This is a genomic window from Streptomyces sp. UC4497, from assembly GCF_054871485.1.
Map to the genome: position 1 here is coordinate 17,911 of NZ_JBTYHB010000016.1, position 17,939 is coordinate 35,849.

At 71.5% G+C, this 17,939-nt stretch carries 15 protein-coding genes and 1 pseudogene; 2 read left to right on the forward strand and 14 right to left on the reverse strand.

The window, feature by feature from the left end; all coding sequences use genetic code 11:
- Positions 1–2 precede the first annotated feature (2 nt).
- The 7 genes and pseudogenes from ACYSUO_RS22610 to ACYSUO_RS22640 all read right to left on the reverse strand — a co-directional run bounded on the left by ACYSUO_RS22610 (position 3) and on the right by ACYSUO_RS22640 (position 7,457).
- On the reverse strand, positions 3–428 hold the full coding sequence (locus tag ACYSUO_RS22610; protein WP_461778032.1) for a DUF3237 domain-containing protein: 426 nt from the start codon (positions 426–428) through the stop codon (positions 3–5).
- 12 nt (positions 429–440) lie between these two features.
- Positions 441–1,157 (reverse strand): annotated as a pseudogene (locus ACYSUO_RS22615) (ABC transporter ATP-binding protein); the annotation flags it as partial.
- Between the two features lie 103 nt (positions 1,158–1,260).
- Complete coding sequence (locus ACYSUO_RS22620) at positions 1,261–2,229, reverse strand: ABC transporter ATP-binding protein (protein WP_461778033.1); 969 nt, start codon at positions 2,227–2,229, stop codon at positions 1,261–1,263.
- Positions 2,226–3,098, reverse strand: coding sequence for an ABC transporter permease (locus ACYSUO_RS22625; protein ID WP_461778034.1), 873 nt, complete (start codon positions 3,096–3,098; stop codon positions 2,226–2,228). Before ACYSUO_RS22625 ends, ACYSUO_RS22620 begins: the two co-directional genes overlap by 4 nt.
- On the reverse strand, positions 3,095–4,045 hold the full coding sequence (locus ACYSUO_RS22630; protein ID WP_461778035.1) for an ABC transporter permease: 951 nt from the start codon (positions 4,043–4,045) through the stop codon (positions 3,095–3,097). The genes ACYSUO_RS22625 and ACYSUO_RS22630 overlap by 4 nt, the downstream gene beginning before the upstream one ends.
- Positions 4,042–5,706, reverse strand: a complete 1,665-nt coding sequence (locus ACYSUO_RS22635) for an ABC transporter substrate-binding protein (RefSeq protein WP_461778036.1) — start codon at positions 5,704–5,706, stop codon at positions 4,042–4,044. Before ACYSUO_RS22635 ends, ACYSUO_RS22630 begins: the two co-directional genes overlap by 4 nt.
- Positions 5,682–7,457, reverse strand: a complete 1,776-nt coding sequence (locus ACYSUO_RS22640) for a CocE/NonD family hydrolase (protein ID WP_461778037.1) — start codon at positions 7,455–7,457, stop codon at positions 5,682–5,684. The genes ACYSUO_RS22635 and ACYSUO_RS22640 overlap by 25 nt, the downstream gene beginning before the upstream one ends.
- 111 nt (positions 7,458–7,568) lie before the next feature.
- Here ACYSUO_RS22640 and ACYSUO_RS22645 point away from each other — a divergent pair, with 111 nt between their 5' ends.
- On the forward strand, positions 7,569–8,144 hold the full coding sequence (locus ACYSUO_RS22645; protein WP_461778038.1) for a TetR/AcrR family transcriptional regulator: 576 nt from the start codon (positions 7,569–7,571) through the stop codon (positions 8,142–8,144).
- Between the two features lie 115 nt (positions 8,145–8,259).
- Positions 8,260–9,711, forward strand: coding sequence for an amidase (locus tag ACYSUO_RS22650; RefSeq protein WP_461778039.1), 1,452 nt, complete (start codon positions 8,260–8,262; stop codon positions 9,709–9,711).
- A 15-nt stretch (positions 9,712–9,726) separates the two neighbouring features.
- On the opposite strand, the gene ACYSUO_RS22655 is transcribed toward ACYSUO_RS22650, so the two are convergent.
- The 7 genes from ACYSUO_RS22655 to ACYSUO_RS22685 form a co-directional block, all read right to left on the reverse strand.
- Positions 9,727–11,283, reverse strand: coding sequence for an AbgT family transporter (locus ACYSUO_RS22655; protein WP_461778040.1), 1,557 nt, complete (start codon positions 11,281–11,283; stop codon positions 9,727–9,729).
- A gap of 14 nt (positions 11,284–11,297) precedes the next feature.
- Entirely contained in the window at positions 11,298–12,257 is a 960-nt protein-coding gene (locus tag ACYSUO_RS22660) for a CE1 family esterase (RefSeq protein ID WP_461778041.1), read from the reverse strand.
- A gap of 78 nt (positions 12,258–12,335) precedes the next feature.
- Positions 12,336–13,109, reverse strand: coding sequence for a creatininase family protein (locus ACYSUO_RS22665; protein WP_461778042.1), 774 nt, complete (start codon positions 13,107–13,109; stop codon positions 12,336–12,338).
- Positions 13,106–13,804, reverse strand: coding sequence for a FadR/GntR family transcriptional regulator (locus ACYSUO_RS22670; RefSeq protein WP_461778043.1), 699 nt, complete (start codon positions 13,802–13,804; stop codon positions 13,106–13,108). The genes ACYSUO_RS22665 and ACYSUO_RS22670 overlap by 4 nt, the downstream gene beginning before the upstream one ends.
- A 75-nt stretch (positions 13,805–13,879) precedes the next feature.
- Positions 13,880–14,512, reverse strand: coding sequence for a response regulator (locus ACYSUO_RS22675; RefSeq protein WP_461778044.1), 633 nt, complete (start codon positions 14,510–14,512; stop codon positions 13,880–13,882).
- Positions 14,509–15,720 (reverse strand): sensor histidine kinase, encoded by a 1,212-nt coding sequence (locus ACYSUO_RS22680; protein WP_461778045.1) that lies wholly within the window; start codon positions 15,718–15,720, stop codon positions 14,509–14,511. Before ACYSUO_RS22680 ends, ACYSUO_RS22675 begins: the two co-directional genes overlap by 4 nt.
- Before the next feature lie 5 nt (positions 15,721–15,725).
- Positions 15,726–17,906: an MMPL family transporter gene (locus ACYSUO_RS22685; RefSeq protein ID WP_461778046.1), complete on the reverse strand. Its 2,181-nt coding sequence runs from the start codon at positions 17,904–17,906 to the stop codon at positions 15,726–15,728.
- Positions 17,907–17,939 lie beyond the last annotated feature (33 nt).

A 17,939-nucleotide genomic window follows, 5' to 3' on the forward strand; every position in this document is an offset into this window, starting at 1 on the left:
GCTCAGTCCACGCTGTAGCAGCGGATCACGATGGCGACCCCGTCCTCCGGGTTGCCCTCGTCCCGCGCGTGTCCGACGAAGACCGTCCGCGCGAGCCAGAGATGGGCGGGCGCGTCGGTGCGGAACGTCGGCGCCGTGCGGAAGTAGCCGGAGTCCTCCACGTAGTAGCCGCGGTTGACGATGTCGATGACGGCGCCGTCGTCCGCCCGCAGGAGGTAGCGGGCCTCCAACTCGCAAACACCGCCTCGGGTGTTCGACCAGTCGCCGCCGCCGGGCAGCACCGTGCCGTTGAGACGCGGGCCGGTCACGGTGCCGCCGGTGATCGGGGTGAAGTCGGTGCGCTCGCCGGCGCCGTGGCCGATGTGCAGCGGCTCGGTGACCTCGGCGCGGATCTCGAAGGCGAAGGAGAGGGAGGGGGTGTGGGTCACGTGAACTCCTGTTCAGTGGGCGGGCATTGGAGGGGTGCTGCTGCGGCGCGGTTTCCAGCCCGGGCGCGGCACCGATTCGAGCAGTGTGCGGGTGTACGCGGCCGTCGGCTCGGTCAGGACCGTGCGGGCGGGGCCGCGTTCGACGATGCGGCCCCTGTGCATGACCACGATGTCGTCGCACACGTGCTGGACGATGCCCAGGTCGTGGGTGATGAACAGGTAGGCCACCGGCGTCCGTTCGCGGATATCGCGCAGCAGCGTGAGGATCTGCGCCTGCACCGAGACGTCGAGCGCGGCCACCGCCTCGTCGAGGACGAGGACGCGTGGTGCGACGGCCAACGCCCGTGCGATGGCGACGCGTTGGCGCTGGCCGCCCGACAGGGCCCGGGGAAGCGCGGCGGCCTGCCGCTCGTCGAGGCTCACCTGGTCGAGGAGTTCGGCGACGCGTCGGTCGAGGTCCGTGCCGCGCAGGTCCGTGTGGAGCGCGACGACCTCGGCGACGCAGTCGCGCACCCTCTGGCGGCGGTCGAGGGAGGCGTACGGGTCCTGGAAGACCATCTGGATCTCGCGGGCGGCGCGGCGGCGCTCGGCGGTGCGGCGGGGCGGGCGGGGACGTTCGCGACCGGCGAGGCGGATCGTCCCGGCCGTCGGGCGCTCCAGGCCCGCGATCATCCGTGCCGCGGTCGTCTTGCCCGAGCCGGACTCGCCGACGACGGCGAGGGAGCCGCCGGGGGCGAGCCGCAGATCGATGTCGTCGACCGCCACGAGATCGCCGAACTCCTTGCGCAGTCCGGTGACTTCGAGCACCGCGGATCCGTCCGGTGCGGTCGTGTCAGGCGTCATCGGCGGGCTCCTCGGGGTAGTGGCAGGCGGCGACGCCGTCACCGACGGGGCGGAGCTCGGGGCGTTCGACGCGGCACAGCTCCCCGGCCGCCGGACAGCGCGGCGCGAACGCGCAGCCCGCGCCGGTCTCGAACGCGGACAGCGGCCGGCCCGGGATGGCCCGCGGTGGCCGGGCGTCCGCGCCCGGCGCCGGCCGGGAGGCGAGCAGTGCTCGGGTGTAGGGGTGCCGGGCCGACTTGTGCAGCCGGTCGGCCGGGACCTCCTCCACCACCGACCCCGCGTACATCACGGCGATCCGGTCGCACACCGCCGCGGCCAGGTCCAGGTCGTGCGTGATGAACAGCATCGCAAGACCCCGGTCCTTGCGCGCCTCGTCGATGATCGCCATCACTTCGGCCTGCGTCGTGACGTCGAGCGCGGTCGTCGGTTCGTCCGCCAGGAGCAGCCGGGGCCCACCTGCGAGCGCCGCCGCGATCATGACGCGCTGGAGCAGCCCCCCGGACAGCTCCGGCGGACGCTGCCGCAGCCGGCGCTCCGCGTCCGGGATGCCGACGTCGCGCAGCAGCCCGGTGACCGTGGCGGTGGCCTCGCGGGTCCGGGTGCCGCGCGCGATCAGGCCCTCGGTGAGGAAGTCGCCGATCGTGCGGACCGGGTTGATGTGGGCGCGCGGGTCCTGGAAGACCATGGCGACGTTCGTCGAGCGCAGGGCGCGCAGCGCGGCGGGGCCCATGGCCGGGACGGACGCGCCGTCGACGCGTACGTCGCCGTCGGCCCGGGCCCCCGGCGGCAGCAGCCGCAGCACGGACCGCGCGGTGAGCGATTTGCCGGAACCGGACTCGCCGACCAGGCCCACCGCCGTACCGGCGGGCACGGACAGATCGACGTGGTGGATGACGGGGCGGTCGACCCCCGCCACCGGCAGGGTGACGCGCAGGCCACGGATGTCGAGGAGCGTCATCGGGGGGCCTCCTCTCCCAGAAGGCGTCGGGACAGGCCGTTGCCGAGCAGCGTGCAGGCGATGACGAACACGACGATCACCAGACCCGCGTACAGCGACTGCTCGGCCCGGCCCGCGAGCACGCCCGACGCGCCCTGCGCGACCATCAGGCCCCATTCGGCCGTCGGCGGCTGCGCGCCCAGGCCGATGAACGAGAACGCGGCGACGTCGAGCAGCGTGTAACCGAACGACACCGTCACCTGCACCAGCACGAGCGGCAGCAGCGCGGGCGTCAGATGGCGCAGGCAGATCCGCCACCCCGGCAGGCCGAGCATGCGCAGCGCGGACACGTACGGCAGGTGCACCTCGCGCAGCGCGGCGCCGCGCACGGTCCGCGCGACGTACGGGAGGTAGGCGATGGACAGCGTCACGATCGCGATGTGCAGCCCCGCGCCGAACACGGCCGCGCCGACGATCGCGAGGATCAGACCGGGGAAGCCGAACACGATGTTCAGCGCTGCCGAGACACAGCGGTCGTACCAACCCCCCAGCCACGCACCGGAGATGGCGAGCGCCGTGCCGACGAGGCTCGCGGCGACCGTCACGACGGCGGGCGCGAACAGGCTGAGCCGCGCCCCGTACAGGATGCGGGAGAGGATGTCACGGCCGGTGTCGTCGGTGCCGAGCCAGTGCGCGCCCGTACTTCCCTGGTAGACCGCCAGCGGGTCGACGGCCTCGGGATCGTACGGGGCGATCAGTGGCGCGCACACGGCGGCGACGATCACGAGGGCGACGACGGCGCCGGCGGCGATGAGCACGCCGTTGCCGCGGGCAGTGGCCCGGGCACGCCCCAACGCCCCAACCCTCGCGGCGAGTTGGATGGTCGTCATGCCGACGCCTCCAACGGTGTACGCCGGTCGAGCAGGGCCGAGACCACGTCCACGACGGTGTTCACGCCGATGAACAGGACGACGCTGATCAGCGCGAGCGCCTGCACCACCGCCAGGTCCTGCTTGGCGGCGCTCTGGACGAGCAGCGCCCCGATGCCGTTGACGCCGAAGGCCTGCTCGACGATCGCGCAGCCCGCGATCAGGCCGGCGACGGCCACCCCGGACACGGAGAAGATGGGCGCCGAGGCGTTGCGCAGCACGTGCTTGCGCACCACGAGACGCTCCGGGAGGCCCCGGCCGCGCGCGGTCTGCACATGTTCGGACGCGAGTTCCGCGCGCACGGCCGAGCGTGTCACCTGGGCGACGTACGCGAGCCAGGTCGCGGCCAGCGCGAGCGCGGGCAGCGTGAGGTGCTCCAGGCGGCCGGCGAATCCCTCGCCGCTCCCGTACGCGGGAAACAGCCGCCAGCGGACCGAGAGCCCCCAGATCAGCAGCACCGACATCACGAAGGTCGGCACCGCCATCAGCGTCGTCGTCACGACGGTCACCGCCGTCTCGCCCCAGCCGCCGCGCAGCGCGGCGAACGTGCCGAGGGCCACGCCCGCCACGATGATCACGACGGCGGCGTAGGCGACGAGGAACAAGGTGTTGCCGAGGCGGTCGCCGACGAGATGGGTGACGGAGTCGCGATAGCTGAGGGACTGGCCGAGGTCGCCATGGAAGAGAGCGCTGAACCAACGCCAATAGCCTTGCAGGAACGGGTCGTTCAGGTGGTACTGGCGGTTGATCTCGGCGAGCAGCCGTTCGCTCGGCGGCTTGCCGCCGCCCACGAGGAGCGTCGCCGGGTCACCGGGTGAGATGAACAGCGCCCCGTAGACGGCGACGCTCGCGACGAACGCCGTCGCGGCCAGCATCGCCGCGCGCCGCGCCATGAAGCGCCAGATCATGAGGACTCCCGGCCGGTGCCGCCGAGCAGCGCCGCCCACGGCATGTTGATGTAGGCGAAGGAGGCGGGGGCGCCGCTGAGCCGCTTGTTGAGGAACATCCGCTCGTACGGGCAGGCGATCGGCACGATCGGATAGTCCTTCGCGTACAGCGCCTGCGCCTTGGTGAACTCGCGTGCGGCGGTGTCCGGATCGGTCGTCGTCCTGGCCGCGGTGAGGTGTGAAGTCACCTCACGGTTGCGGTAGTTGATCCAGTTCATCGGGGACTTCGGGTTGGTGAGCATGTCCGCGTAGCTGAGCGGGTCGGGGATGTCGACGAAGCCGATGGCCATGGTGGCGTCGAGGCCCTTGCGCAGCGCCGGGTTGAAGAACAGGCCGGACATCTGGGTCGGCTGGAGCTGCCGGACGACGATCTTCAGCCCGATCTTCTTGGTGGCGGCCTGGAGGAACGTGAGCGTCTGGAGGGACTGCTGGTCGCCCGCGGCCATCGCGATGGTGAGGGTGCGGCGCTTCGGCGCGGCCTCGTCGACCAGCTTCTTCGCCTTGGCGGCGTTCGGCTTCGGCGGCTCGGGCAGCGCGGCGTACCCCTTCGCGTACACGTCCTTGGCCTCGCTGTTCTTCCAGACCAGCGAGGGCATGAAGGTCTTCTGCTGCTGGGCGGCGCCGTCGAAGACGTTCTTGACGAGGGCGTCGCGGTCGAGGACGAGGGAGAGCGCCTGCGTGATGCGGTGGTCGGCGACCGGCGATGCGGGGCCTGTGGCGCTCAGGAACACGGTCTGCGCGGAGGGGCCGTAGTAGAGCTTGCCGGTCTTCGCGCCGCGCAGCGCCTTCGCGGACGTCGACGGGATCTCGTAACTCCCGTCTATCTGGCCCGACATGAGGGCACTGGTGAGCGTCCCGTTGTCGGTGATGAACCGGAACGTGAGCTTCTTGACCTTGGGGCGCAGCGCGCTGTCCCAGTACGCCGTGTTGCGCACGGCGGTGATCGACTCACCGGAGCGCCAACGCGTCAGCTTGAAGGGGCCCGTGCACATCAGGCCGCCGCGCGCGGTGCCGTAGGAGGTGCCGGCCTTCTTGACGTACGTGGCCTTGCTGACGGCGCCGAAACCGTTCACGAGGAACTTCAGGAACAGGGAGTCCGGGACGCGGAAGCGGACGGTGACCTGATGGTCCGAACTCGCCTTGATGGTAGTGACGTTCGCGAGGACCGGGGCGTTGACGCTCTGCGTGGCGGGCACGCGCTGGCGCTCCAGGCTCGCGACGACATCGGCCGCGGTCATCGGGCTGCCGTCCCAGAACCGCACGCCGCGCCGCAGGTTCAGGACGAGCGTCTTCGGGTCGGGCTGCCGCCAGGAGGTGGCGAGGCCGGGCGCCGTCGAGTAGTCGGGCTTCAGGCGGATCAGCGGCTCGCAGAGGTTCGAGGCGACCGTGCTGGGGGAGTAGTCGCCGACCTTCGCCGGGTCCAGGGTGGTCGGCTCGCCCATCGGCAGGTTCCAGGTGACGTGGTCGACGGTGCCCCGGGCGGGAGGGGTGGTGGCCGTGAGATCGATGGCGGCGGAGGGGTCTGACGTGTCACCGCCGCCGGAGGAACAGGAGGTCAGCGCCAGTACGAGCACGGTGGCCAGTGCGGTGAGAGGGGCTACGGTGAGTCGGGGAGCGTGCATGAGTGTGCTCCTGAGGAGTGGAGTGCCGAGACCGTGAGACGTGTGGGGTGGTGGCCGCCGGTGCGCAGCGTCTGGGTGGAGGGCTTGGCGGCGGGCGTGGTCCAGGGGTTGTCCTCGCTGCCGGACGAGGGCAGGAAGAGCGGGTAGTCACTGGAGGCGAGGAGGATCCCGAGCCGGTGTCCCGGGCGCACCCGGTAGCCGGTGTGCCCGAGGTCGACGCGGATCTCGTCGGGCGCGATGTCGGTGCGTACGCAGACCTCGCCGCGCGCGATCTGGTGGGCGCGCCCGTCGGGTCCTACGTCCATGAGCCTGGCGAAGACGTCGAACACCGGGGCCGTGCTGGCGACATGGAGGTACAGGGCGAGCGGCCCGGCGAGGTCGAGCGGCTCCGTGAGCGGCGCCCCGGAGAAGACGAGCGTGTCGTCCCGGGCGGCCGTACCGGCCAGGTCCGGGTAACTGTGCAGGTACGCGAAGGAGTTGGGGACCTCGGACGGCACGAGCGCCTCGGGGTCGTACGCCCATTGGACGGAACCGGTCTGATCGGTGGCCGAGTTGACCAGTGAGCCGCCGGGCAGCGGCCCTGGCGCCCGCTCGGGATCGGCCAGCCAGAATGTGTGCTCGGTACTGTCCGGCGGTGGCCAGCTGCTCGCCGTACGCCATCCCTCGTGGCCCAACTCCCAGCGCACCTTGCGCAGTTCGGAGACCGGCCGGACCCCTTTGAGGAACACGTCGAAGAACTCGAGCGCCGGCCCCACGTACTGCGGCAGCATCCGGTCGAGGGCCGCCGGGTTCTCCGCGTGATCGGTGTCCTCGGTCGCGGGAGCCTCGGCGAGGTGGTAGTTCTCGTGGTCGACCGCGCCCGCCCACAGGTACTGCACCGCGTCCCAGCCGGGGCGGGCGGCCAGCTCCGAAAAGTCCCGCAGATGCGGGATCAGGATGTTGTCGAACCAGCCGACGCAGTGCAGCACGGGCACCGGCCGCGCGTCGTAGGGGTGCCGGCCGCGCGCCGGGAACAGGTCGGTGAAGTGCGGCACCAGCGTGTCGAACCAGGCCGAGCGGGCGCCGATCGCCCGGAACGCCTCCTCGAACTGCTCGACGACGGGCCGCACCGAGCGGTCCGGCTCGAAGTCGTACAGGCCCTGGTCCACCCAGTAGTGGGCGTAGTACTCGATGCCCTCCAGCCAGACGGGACGGCCGACACCCGGCGGATCGTGCGGACCGCGGCCCTGGTTCGTCGCGTTGAAGTCGACCGTGGTGACCCGGGGCACGACGGCGCGCAGCGCGGGGTGCTCGGACGCCACCGCCGCCCACTGCGTGAAGCCGTAGTACGAGTCGCCGAACATCCCCACCAGGCCGTCGGACCAGGCCTGTTGGACGATCCAGTCGATGGTGTCGTAGCCGTCGTCGGATTCGCGCAGGAACGGCAGGGTCTGCCCCTCGGAGCGGAACTTGCCGCGCACGTCCTGCACGACGACGGCGTAGCCGTGGGCGGTGAAGCGGGCCGCGATCTCGTCGAAGTACACGTAGCGGCTGTTCTTGTCGTACGGCAGCCGTACGAGGACGGTCGGGAACTCGGCGGCGGCCGGGTCGGTGGCCGGGCTGTCGGCCGATCCGTCGGTCGATCCGACCGTTGCTTCCTCGGGCAGATAGACGTCCGTGGCGAGCCGGATCCCGTCGCGCATCCGGACCCGGAACTCCTGGGCCCGTGGGGATCCGGGCGCCGGGCCGACACGCGTGAAGGTGAAGGTCATGTGGGTGGTCTCCCGGAGCAGGGATGAACAACGCCGTGATGTAACAGCGTTGTATGACAACATTGCAGCTCCGTGTGAACGCGGTCAACCCATTGCGTTAAGGTCGGCGACATGCCGATCGAGGTAGATGAGGAGAGGCGGCTCGACGAGATCGCGACCGCCACCATTCAGGTCGCCAAGGACCGGGGTGTGCGCTCCGTGACGATCCGGGCCGTGGCCCAGCAACTCGGCGGCTCCACCGCGATGGTGACCAACTACGTCTCCAGTCGCGCCGCCCTGATGATCAACGCGCTGCGCCGCGCGGAGGCCGACTGGACCCGCGAGTTGGAGCGGGCCATCGAAGGCGTCGAGGGCGAGGAGAAGCTGCGCGCCGCCGTCCGCTGGATGTGCACCACCGAGCAGGACGACGAGGTGCTGCGCCGGCTGATGATGGAGATCGCCGGCGCGGGTCCCGGTACCGGGATCGACGAGGCGCGCGTGGCCAGCGCGCGCAGCGACTACAAGGGGCTCGGCGAGCTGGTCGCCGAAGCGGGCCTTCCCGACGCGGAGTTGAGCGGCGACATCCTCCACCTGGTCCTGCGCGGCTACTGGCTGGCGACGCTGGAGGACGCCGAGAGCTGGCCCGCGGAGCGCGGTGAGCGGGCCATCCTGGCGGTCGTCGACCGGTTGCGGGAGTCCGGGTCCTGAACTCGGCCCGCCGGAGCGGGGGTTGACATCCCCGCCTACCTGGGATCAGTCTGTGCGCGAAATAAAACGCCGTTGTATCACCGGGTAGTGCAGCTGGAACCGGAAGAGGTGCTCCATGGGAAGTCCCGGCCAGAACACCGAGTGGTGGCAGCGTTCCGCCGCCGAGATCGCCGAAGCCGTACGCGGCGGGGAGGTGTCGTCCTACGAGGTCGTCACGTCCTGCCTCGACCGCATCGAGGAGACGAACCCCAAGGTCAACGCGCTGGTGGAGGTCCGCCGCGACGAGGCGATCACCGCCGCCCGGCAGGCCGACGCCGCTGTCGCCGAGGGCGCCGAACTCAGTCCGCTGCACGGCGTCCCCGTCTCCATCAAGGTCAACACCGAGCAGCGCGGCCACGCCACCACGAACGGCGTGACGGCCCTCGCCGGGAACGTCGCCGACGAGGACGCGGCCTGCGTCACCGCGCTGCGCCGCGCCGGAGCGATACCGCTCGGACGCAGCAACGTCCCCGCGTTCTCCCTGCGTTGGTTCTCCGCGAACGACCTGCACGGGCGGACCCTCAACCCGTGGGACACCGCGCGCACGCCCGGCGGCTCCAGCGGGGGAGCGGCCGCCGGGATCGCGGCCGGGATGACGCCGCTGGCGCAGGGCAACGACATCGGCGGATCGATCCGCTTCCCCGCGGCCTGCTGCGGAGTCGTCGGGATGCGGCCCACCGTGGGTCGGATCTCGGGCTGGGCGCCGCCCGCGTACGCCGACACCCCCGAGGGGCGGGTGCCGCTCGACTTCCCGCCCACCGTGCAGGCCTGCGCGGTGCAGGGGCCGCTCGCCAGGACCGTGGCGGACGCCCGGCTCGCCCTGCACGCCATGAGCGTGCCCGACCCGCGCGACCCCTACGGCGTCCCGGCGCTGCCGCCCAGGGGCCCCGCCCCGACGCGGGTGACGGTCGTCCGCGGCAACGACGGCGCGAAGAACCACCCGGCCGTCGACACCGCCCTCGACGCCGCGGCCGCCCGCCTCGCCGACGCGGGGTACGAGGTCGACGAGGTCGCGGCCGAACCGCTGCTCGCCGAGGCCGCCCGGCTGTGGCTGCTCCTGCTCACCGAGGACACCCGTCCGCTGCTCCGGGTCGTCGAGCGGATCGGCGACGACGCCATCCGCACCGCGCTCGCGCGGCACTTCGCGGCGTCCGCCGCCGTGTGGGGCGGGCGCCCCGACCTGGAGACGTACATCGACGGCTGGGGCCGGCGCGGCACACTCGTCACCCGGCTCCAGCAACTTCTGGGTGCCGACCGCCTGTTGCTCACTCCGGTGTGCGCGGAGCCGCCCTTCGAGCAGGACGCCGACCTCGGCGAGGAGGCCCGCGCCCTGGAGCTCTTCCCAGCGATGTGGCCGATGACGTCGGTGCCGATCCTCGGCTTCCCGGCCGTCACCGTCCCGGTGGCCGCGCACGACGGGGTGCCGATGGGCGTGCAGTTGGTGGGCGGCCGGTTCACGGAGGACGGGCTGCTGGACGCGGCGCAGGCCGTGGAGGAGCGGTCGCCGGTGCTGCGGGCGTGGGCGTAGGCCAGGGGTCACCCATCAGCGCACCGGAGCCCCCGGCCCGAGCGGGATCCCCAGCGCCCACCACGCGAGGAACAGCAGCGTCCACGCCGCCGTCATCGCGATCGCGAGCGGCAGCGTGTACGCGGCGAGCGTGCCGATGCCCGCGTCCTTGCGGTAGCGCTGGAGGAAGCCGAGGGCCATCACGAAGTACGGGCTCATCGGTGTGATCGCGGTCGACCCGGAGTCGGCGATGCGGAACAGCGCCTGCGTCGTCTCGGCCGGCACGTGCGCCAGCATCAGCATCGGTACGAGGACGGGCGCGGCCAGCGCCCACATCGCGGAGCCGCTGGTCACCATCACGTTCACGACGGTCAGCAGGAGCAGGATCAGCAGGAACACCACGACGATCGGCATCCCGCTGTGCTCCAGGAGCTCGGCCGCCCGCACCGCCAGTACGTCGCCGATGTGCGTCCAGTCGAAGTAGGCGAGGAACTGGGCGATGGCGAAGAAGAGGACCAGCACCGGTGCCATCTGCTTGACGCCCGCCGCCATCAGCTTCGGTACGTCGCCGGGCTTCGCGATCGACCCCGAGCGCGCCCCGTACACGATGCCGGTGAGCGCGAACAGGACGGCCACGACCGCCGCGATGCCGTCGATGAACGGCGACTCGACGATGCTGCCGCCGTCCCCGCGCAGCGGAGAGGACGTGGGCGCGAGCGCCGCCACGACCAGCACCAGACCGCCGCCGAGCGCGAGCAACGCCCTTCGCAGCGCGGAGCGTTCACGCTCGCTGAGGTCCAGCGTGCCCAGGTCCTCGACGTCCGCGTCGGGGTCCGGGTCGAGGTCCGGCCGCTTGGCCAGGACCCAGCGGGTGACCAGTGTGATGACGGTGGCGAGGAGCAGGGAGGACGCGATGTTGAAGAACCAGTTGGACAGCGGTGACACGTACGCGTCGTCGCCGCCCGCGATCTTCGCGGCGGCCGTCGTGATGCCCGCGAAGATCGCGTCGTTCGGCGTGGGCACCGGGCTCGCGTCGTAGCCGGAGGCGATCGACGTGTACGCCACGACGATGCCGAGGATCGGGGAGCGGCCCACGGCGCGGAAGGCGAGCCCGCCGAGCGGCACCAGGATGATGTACGCGGCGGCCGACGCGACGTGCGCGACCGTCCCGGCGAACGCGACGGCGAACACCACCCACGACGCGGGCACCCGCGCGACCCCGACCTTCATCGCGGCGGACAGGAATCCGCTGCGCTCGGCGACGGCGACGCCCATGATGACGACCAAAATCGTCGCCATCGGCGGGAACTCGGCGAAGTTCGACACCATCGTCGACACCGCCATGGCGAGCCCGTCGCCGCTGAGCAGGTTCTGCACGGCGACCGTCTTGTGGTCGGCGGGCGACACCACGGACACGTCGAACCCGGCGAGCACGGCGCTGACGACGGCGAGCACCGCCGACAGGATCCAGAACAGCCAGAACGGGTGCGGCAACCTGTTCCCCGCCCGCTCGACGACGCCGAGGGCGCGGATGACGAAGGGCAGGCGCCCGGCTGCTTCGTCGTGCGGTGGTGCCTCTCTTTGTACGGTCATGGCTGCGGCTCCAACTAGCGCTGATGGGTTGGGAGTTCGTAGTTCCTGAAGAACGCCCACATCACCTTGTGGGCCTGGATCGTCTGCGTGGTGTAGCCGCCGCCGCTGTAGCCGTCGGCGCCCGGCCAGGTGTGTCCGCCGTCGGTGACCGCGACGTGTGTCACCTCCGCGCCGTCCGCGCAGCCGGTCCACCGGGACGTCGTGATGTCGGGCTCGGTGACCTCGTCGGGCGCCCGGGTGCGGCAGCCGTCCCGGTCGGCCCACTCGCGCACCCAGTCCTGGATGGCGGGCAGCCCGCGGTCGGTGTCACCGGCGTACGGGATGGTGGTGTCGCCGGTGCCGTGGAAGTCGAGGACGGGCATCGGGCGCTGCGGGTCGCAGCCGCCCTCGCGGGTGCCGGGGTAGAAGGCCCCGGCGACCGGCGCGATCGCCGCGAACCGGTCGGACATCCGACAGGCGAGCAGGCCGGTGAACCCGGCGCCGTTGGACTTCCCGGTGGCGTACACCCGCCGCTCGTTCACGCACAGCGAGCCTTCGAGGGAGTCGAGGAGATCCCCGGTGAACGCGACGTCGTCCACATCGGCCGCCGCGTACGGGGCGCCCTGCCAGGCCTGCCGCTCCCCGTCGCCGGTGCCGACGACGCCGTTCGGGTAGGCGACGATCGCGGGCAGCGTGGAGAGGCGGGAGAACGCCTCGGTGCCGGCTCCGGTGTTGCCGCGCCCGTGGTAGGCGACGATCAGCGGCCAACTGCGGTCCGGTGTATAGCCGTTGGGGAGGTGCAGTTGGTACGTGCGTTCGCGGCCGCCGCTGGTGATGGTGTGCGGGGCGCTGGTGCCGGGTTGTTGCGGGGCGGGGGTGCCGCAGCCCGTGGGGTGCGCGGTGGGGTGGACGGCCGGGGCGGCTTGGGCCGGGGCGAACGGTACGGCGACGAGTGCGGCGGCCAGTACGCAGGCACGCCGAAGCAGACCCTTCATGTGCGGCTCCAAATGAGGGTTGTTGGGGGGAGGGGCTTACAGGTAGGGAATTACAGGTAGGGACTTACAGGTAGGGACTTACAGGTCGAGCCACTCCTCGACGAACGCGGTCACACGGTCGACGGCGGCGGCCACGATGGCCTGCCCGTCCTCGGCCGTGACCGACGTCGGGTCGCCGAGCACTCCGTTGGCGCTCAGTTCGTCGTACGGCAGGGTCAGTGTCGGCTGCGAGAAGGTGCGGGCGAGGCGGGCCTCTGGCTTGAGTCCTTCGAGGGCGACCGAGCCCGGCTTCAGGCGGTCACGGTGCACCAAGTCCGGTGCCAGGTGCAGCATTTGGGCGGTCTCCGCCTCGCCGCTGTGCCCGCTGACCTCGCTCACCCCCATCTCCGCCACGACGCCGGACGCGAGCGAAGTCACCGGTGTCCAGGCGAACCGCACGTCGGGGTGGGAGACGAGCAGGTCCTGCGCCACCGTGGTGAGCGTCGCGTTGTTGCCGCCGTGCCCGGTCAGCACCAGGAACCGTCGCCAGCCGTGCCGCCGCAGGCTCTCCACGTACTCGCGCACGACCGCGGCGAACGTGGTCGTCGTCAGCGTCACCGTCCCGGCGAACGCCATGTGGTGCGGAGAGACGCCGACCGGGAGCGGCGGGCCGATCACCACGCGTCCGGCGAGCCGGGCCCCGACGAGGTCGGCGATCCGGTCGGCGCGGATGGTGTCCGTGGCGATGGGCATGCCCGGGCCGTGCTGTTCGTAGGCGCCGGCGGGGATGATGACGACGGGGGCGCTGGTGACGGCCTCGGCGGCCTCCTCGGTCGTCAACTCGGCCAGCCGCAGCGGTTGTTCGGGGTTCACGCCAGCTCACCCCCGTCGGGGAACTCGGCGGTGAGGACGGTGTCCCGGATCGCGGTCAGGTGCTCCCGGGTGATCCGCTCGGCCGCCGCCGCGTCACCGTCCCGTACCGCCTCGACGATCTCCAGATGCTCGGCGTGGTCGCGCTCCCGGTCGTTGTAGCGGTGCCGGATCTCGACCTGGTCGCGGGCGCGGACCTGGAGCAGCGCCTCGACGGTCTCCTTCAGGAGCGCGTTCCCGCTGGCCGTCGCGAGCGCCACATGGAAGTGCACGGAGCGGCGCAGCGACTCCTCGGGCGGGAACAGGGCGTTGGCCGCCGCGTGCTCCAACTGCTCGATGCCCTGCGGGAGTCGGATACGGGCAGCCTCGGCCGCGACCGCCGGTTCGACGACGAGGCGCGCCTCGACGAGTTCGAGGACGGACCGCCGGGAGGTGCGCGGGCGGTGCGGATTGGCGAGCAGCCGCCGCTCGACACCGGGCCCGACGTACGTACCCGAACCGTGCCGGAACTCCACGACCTGCATGGCCTCCAGGCGCCGCAGCGCCTCCCGCACGGTCGGCGTCGTCACCTCGAACCGCTTGGCCAGTTCGCGCGAGGAGGCCAGGGCGTCGCCGGGGGAGAGCCGCTCGGTGCGGATGATCTCGACTATGTCGTCCGCGAGGCGCTCGGACAGCGAGGGTTGATCGGCGTAACTCATAAAGTGAATAGATCACTTGATCAGTGGGAGTGTCAACGGTCGTGCACGGCTCTACTTTTACGGGGCGCGACCGGCCTACAGCACCCCGCGCTCCATCGCCACGACCACCGCCCGCGTCCGGTCGCTCACGTCCAACTTCGCGAAGATGCGGAGTAGATGTGTCTTCACGGTCGCCTCGCCGATCACGAGGCGCTTCGCGATGTCGGGGTTGGACAGGCCGTCCGCGACCGCCGTCAGGACGTCAACCTCGCGCGCGGTCAGCGCCGTCTGCGTCGGTCGGCGCAGCTTCGCCACGAGCTTCTGTGCCACGCGTGGGGCCAGCACCGTCTCGCCGCGCGCCGCCGAGCGGATCGCGTCGACGAGCTGCTCGCGCGTGGTGTCTTTGAGCAGGTAGCCGATCGCCCCGGCCTCCACCGCCCGTTCGATCTCGGTGTCCGTGTCGTACGTCGTCAGGATCAGGACGCGGGTACGGCTCGGGCCCGCGACGATCCGCTCGGTCGCCGCCACCCCGTCGAGCCCCGGCATCCGCAGGTCGAGCAGCGCCACATCGGGGCGCAGTTCCTCGACGAGCGCCACGCCGGACCGGCCGTCGTCCGCCTCGCCGACGACCTCGATCCCGGGCTCCGGCGCGAGCAGGGCGACGACGCCGGCCCGCATCACGGTGTGGTCGTCGACCACGACGACCCTCAGCTTCGCCGCGTCACTCATGCTTGCTCCTCTTCGGTCCGGGTGCCGGGCAGTTGGGCCAGGACGCGGGTGCCGTCGCCCGGTGAGCTGGTGACGGTCAGTTCGCCGCCGAGCTCGGCGAGCCGCTTGCGCATGCCGTCGAGGCCGAAGCCGCGCGCCGTGGCGACATCGAAACCGCGTCCGTCGTCGGTGACCTCCAGGTCGATGCCGTACGCGCCCTGCTCCAGCACCACGGCGACGGTCGAAGCGGCGGCGTGCTTACGGACGTTGGCGAGCGACTCCTGGGTGCAGCGCAGCAGCGCGATACGGGTCTGCTGGTCGCAGTCGACCTCGGCCAGATCGGCGTCCACCGTGATCCCGGTGTCCTGCGCGAACCGGTCGAGGATACGGCGCAGCGTGCCCGCCACCGGGCCCTGCGCGGCGCCGCCCGGTGGTGGAGTGGCGCCGACCAGGGCCCGCGCCTCCGCCAGGTTCTCCCGCGCCGTGTGCTCGATCGACGTCAACTGCTGCGCTGAGCGCGCCGATTCGGGTGGGAGGCCGGCGCGGGCCGCTTCCGCGAGGACGATGATCGAGGCGAAGCCCTGCGCGAGCGTGTCGTGGATCTCGCGGGCCATCCGCTCCCGCTCGTCCGTGGCGCCCTGCTTACGATGCGCTTCCGCCAACGCCGCTTGCGTGTCTGCGAGTTCATCGGACAGCCGCTGGGTGCGCGCCTCGCCCTGCTGGGTGATCCGGTGCACGAGGAGGCCGACCGTGGACCCGGCGGCGTACCCGGCGAGAGTGAACACGACGTTCCCGCCGACGAGTTGAGTGCCCGGATCGCGTCCGGCGATGGTGCCGCCGACGGTGAGCGCGGCCGCCGCACCGCTGAGGGCGAGGGCGGCGCCGGGCCCGGACGCGTAGATCCAGAAGTGCGGCAGCGACACGATGAACAGGGCGGCCCCGCTGCCCATCGTGTACGCCACCGCGCCGACCCCGGCGGCGAGCAGTGAGAGGTAGGCGGTCGGCCGCAGCAGCTCCCGCCCGGGGAACATGGCCACCGCCGCGTACGCGCAGGTCATGGCGGACAGCAGCACGAACGTCGGGTACTTCGTCCCGGGCGGGGTGTCCGCCACCGCGAGGGCGGGCGGTACCAGGCCGCACAGCACCCACAGCACGGCGTTCCAGCGGTGCGGTACGGGCACGGCGGCCGTCTGCCGCGGCGCGAGGAGAGGCGCTCGGCTGCTGTCCACGACGATCAGCCTACGTTCGCCAGCGGGCGCTCGGCCGTGGACTTTCCGGCCCGCAGCGGGCCGCGCGAGGGCCACCAACTCCGTTCGCCCAGCAGCAACATGAGGGCGGGCAGGATCAGCACCCGGATGACGAAGGCGTCCAGGAGCACCGCCACGGCCAGGCTGAACCCGATCTGCTTCATCTCGATGAAGTGCAGCGAAACGAAGCTGGCGAACACGGTCACCATCACGAACGCCGCGCTGGTCACCACCCCGGCCGAGCTGCCGACCCCGTCGAGCACCGCCTGACGCGTCGGCACCCCGCGCTCCGCGGCCTCCTTGATCCGGCTGATCACGAACACCTGGTAGTCCATGGAGAGCCCGAAGAGGATCACGAAGAGGAACAGCGGCACCCGCGACCCGATCGATCCCGTCGACTGGAAGTCCAGCAGCTGCTCGGCCCAACTCCCTTGGAACGTAAGCGTGAGTACGCCGAGCGAGGCGGCCGCCGACAACAGATTCAGCGCGACCCCGACGAACCCGAGCACCACGGACCGGAATGCCCACACCGTCATCGCGAACGTCACGAGCAGCAGCGCTCCGATGATCAGCGGCAGCTTCTCCTTCTGATGCGCGGGATAGTCGGCGTAACGCGCCACGTCACCACTGACCGCGACATCGACGCCCCCGCCCAACTCGCTCACGGCTGCGGGCAGATACTCCGCCCGCAGCCGCTGCAACGACTCCTGCGCCGGCTCGGTGCTCACGTAGTGGGGGACGGGCAGTTCGAGCGAGGTGACGCGGTGGTCGGCGGAGCCGCGCAGGGTGTACGTGCCGTTCAGGCCGGGGTCGTCCTTGGCGTCCGCGGCGAGCGAGCGCAGCGCCCCGGCCACCTCGTCGGCGCGCCCGGCGTCGGCCCGTACGAGAACCTGATGCGAGGCCTTGACCTCGGGGAACGCCGCGTTCAACCGGTCGAAGGTGGGCATCGACTGCGTCTGCCGCGAGTGCGTCTCACGGCCCATGTCGGTCAGCTTCAGGCCGAGCAGCGGAGCCGCGAGGGCCAGCATCGCGAGAACCGCGACGATGAGAACGGCACCGGGACGACGGGCGGTGAGCCGCAACAGGGCGTTGTGCCGCACGGACTTCTGCACCCCCGCCTTACGCGACTTACGTGGCTTGCGTGCGGCGCGACGCTCGGCGCGCGCCCCGATCTTCACGAGCAGCGCGGGCAGCACCGTCAGCGAGCTGACCACGGCGACCAGTGTCACCAGGATCGCGGCCGTCGCGATCGAGGAGAAGATCACGTCGTCGGCGAGATAGAGCGTGGCGCTGGAGACGGCGACCGCGAGCCCGGACAGTACGACCGCGCGCCCGGAGGTGGCGGCAGCGATCTCCACGAGTGCCCGCGAGTCCAACTGGCCCTCCGAACCGGCCCGTTCCTCCCTCTCCCGCTTCAGATAGAACAACGTGTAGTCGACGCCGACGGCGAGCCCGATCAGCAGAATGATGTTCGTGCCGACCCCCGCGTCGGGGAAGACGTGCGAGGCGAGCATCGACAGGCCGATCGACGCGACGATCGCGGACAGCGCGAGCAGCAGCGGTACGGTCGCCATCGCCACCGACCGGAACACCAGCAGCAGCGTGAGCAGCGTGATGGGCAGCGCGATCATCTCCGTACGGGAGAGGTCGCTGCCGCGCAGCTTGTCGACGCCCTGACTGATGGACGGCCCGCCGGTCTCCTCGACCCGCAGCCCGGGATGCGCCTTCTGCACCTCGGCGGTCTGCGCCCGCAGCGGATTGACGTGCTTCTTCCCGTCGAGTTCGGCGCCCTTCATGGTGATGTCGACGCGCACCGCCCGGCCGTCCTTCGACCACACGGGCTCGGCCACGGACCGCACCTCGGGCAGCCCCCGCATCCGGTCGACGACATCCTCGGCGACGGCGCCACCTGTCGCCCGCGCCAGCCGCCCGGCGCCGCGCTCCTCGATCAGCACCCGCTCGACGGGCCGCTGCGCGAGCCCACCCTCACGAGCGATCGCCTCACCGCGCCCCGCCTCACCGACACCGAAATCGGCGGACGTAGCGGCGTTGCCACCCACGGCGATCCCGGCACCGAGACACAGAACGACAAACAAGAACCAGCCGGCGATCGCCCTCCACGGGTGCCCGGCACTCCAACGAGCCATACGTACGGGGTAGTTGGTCATGACGTCCATGCTGGTCGCGGGGGTGCGGGCACG

Coding starts and splice junctions, on each gene's coding strand:
- ACYSUO_RS22620 (WP_461778033.1), bottom strand. CDS start 2,229: ATGACGCTCCTCGACATCCGTGGCCTGCGCGTCACCCTGCCGGTGGCG.
- ACYSUO_RS22625 (WP_461778034.1), bottom strand. CDS start 3,098: ATGACGACCATCCAACTCGCCGCGAGGGTTGGGGCGTTGGGGCGTGCC.
- ACYSUO_RS22630 (WP_461778035.1), bottom strand. CDS start 4,045: ATGATCTGGCGCTTCATGGCGCGGCGCGCGGCGATGCTGGCCGCGACG.
- ACYSUO_RS22635 (WP_461778036.1), bottom strand. CDS start 5,706: ATGCACGCTCCCCGACTCACCGTAGCCCCTCTCACCGCACTGGCCACC.
- ACYSUO_RS22640 (WP_461778037.1), bottom strand. CDS start 7,457: ATGACCTTCACCTTCACGCGTGTCGGCCCGGCGCCCGGATCCCCACGG.
- ACYSUO_RS22645 (WP_461778038.1), top strand. CDS start 7,569: ATGCCGATCGAGGTAGATGAGGAGAGGCGGCTCGACGAGATCGCGACC.
- ACYSUO_RS22650 (WP_461778039.1), top strand. CDS start 8,260: ATGGGAAGTCCCGGCCAGAACACCGAGTGGTGGCAGCGTTCCGCCGCC.
- ACYSUO_RS22655 (WP_461778040.1), bottom strand. CDS start 11,283: ATGACCGTACAAAGAGAGGCACCACCGCACGACGAAGCAGCCGGGCGC.
- ACYSUO_RS22660 (WP_461778041.1), bottom strand. CDS start 12,257: ATGAAGGGTCTGCTTCGGCGTGCCTGCGTACTGGCCGCCGCACTCGTC.
- ACYSUO_RS22670 (WP_461778043.1), bottom strand. CDS start 13,804: ATGAGTTACGCCGATCAACCCTCGCTGTCCGAGCGCCTCGCGGACGAC.
- ACYSUO_RS22675 (WP_461778044.1), bottom strand. CDS start 14,512: ATGAGTGACGCGGCGAAGCTGAGGGTCGTCGTGGTCGACGACCACACC.
- ACYSUO_RS22685 (WP_461778046.1), bottom strand. CDS start 17,906: ATGACCAACTACCCCGTACGTATGGCTCGTTGGAGTGCCGGGCACCCG.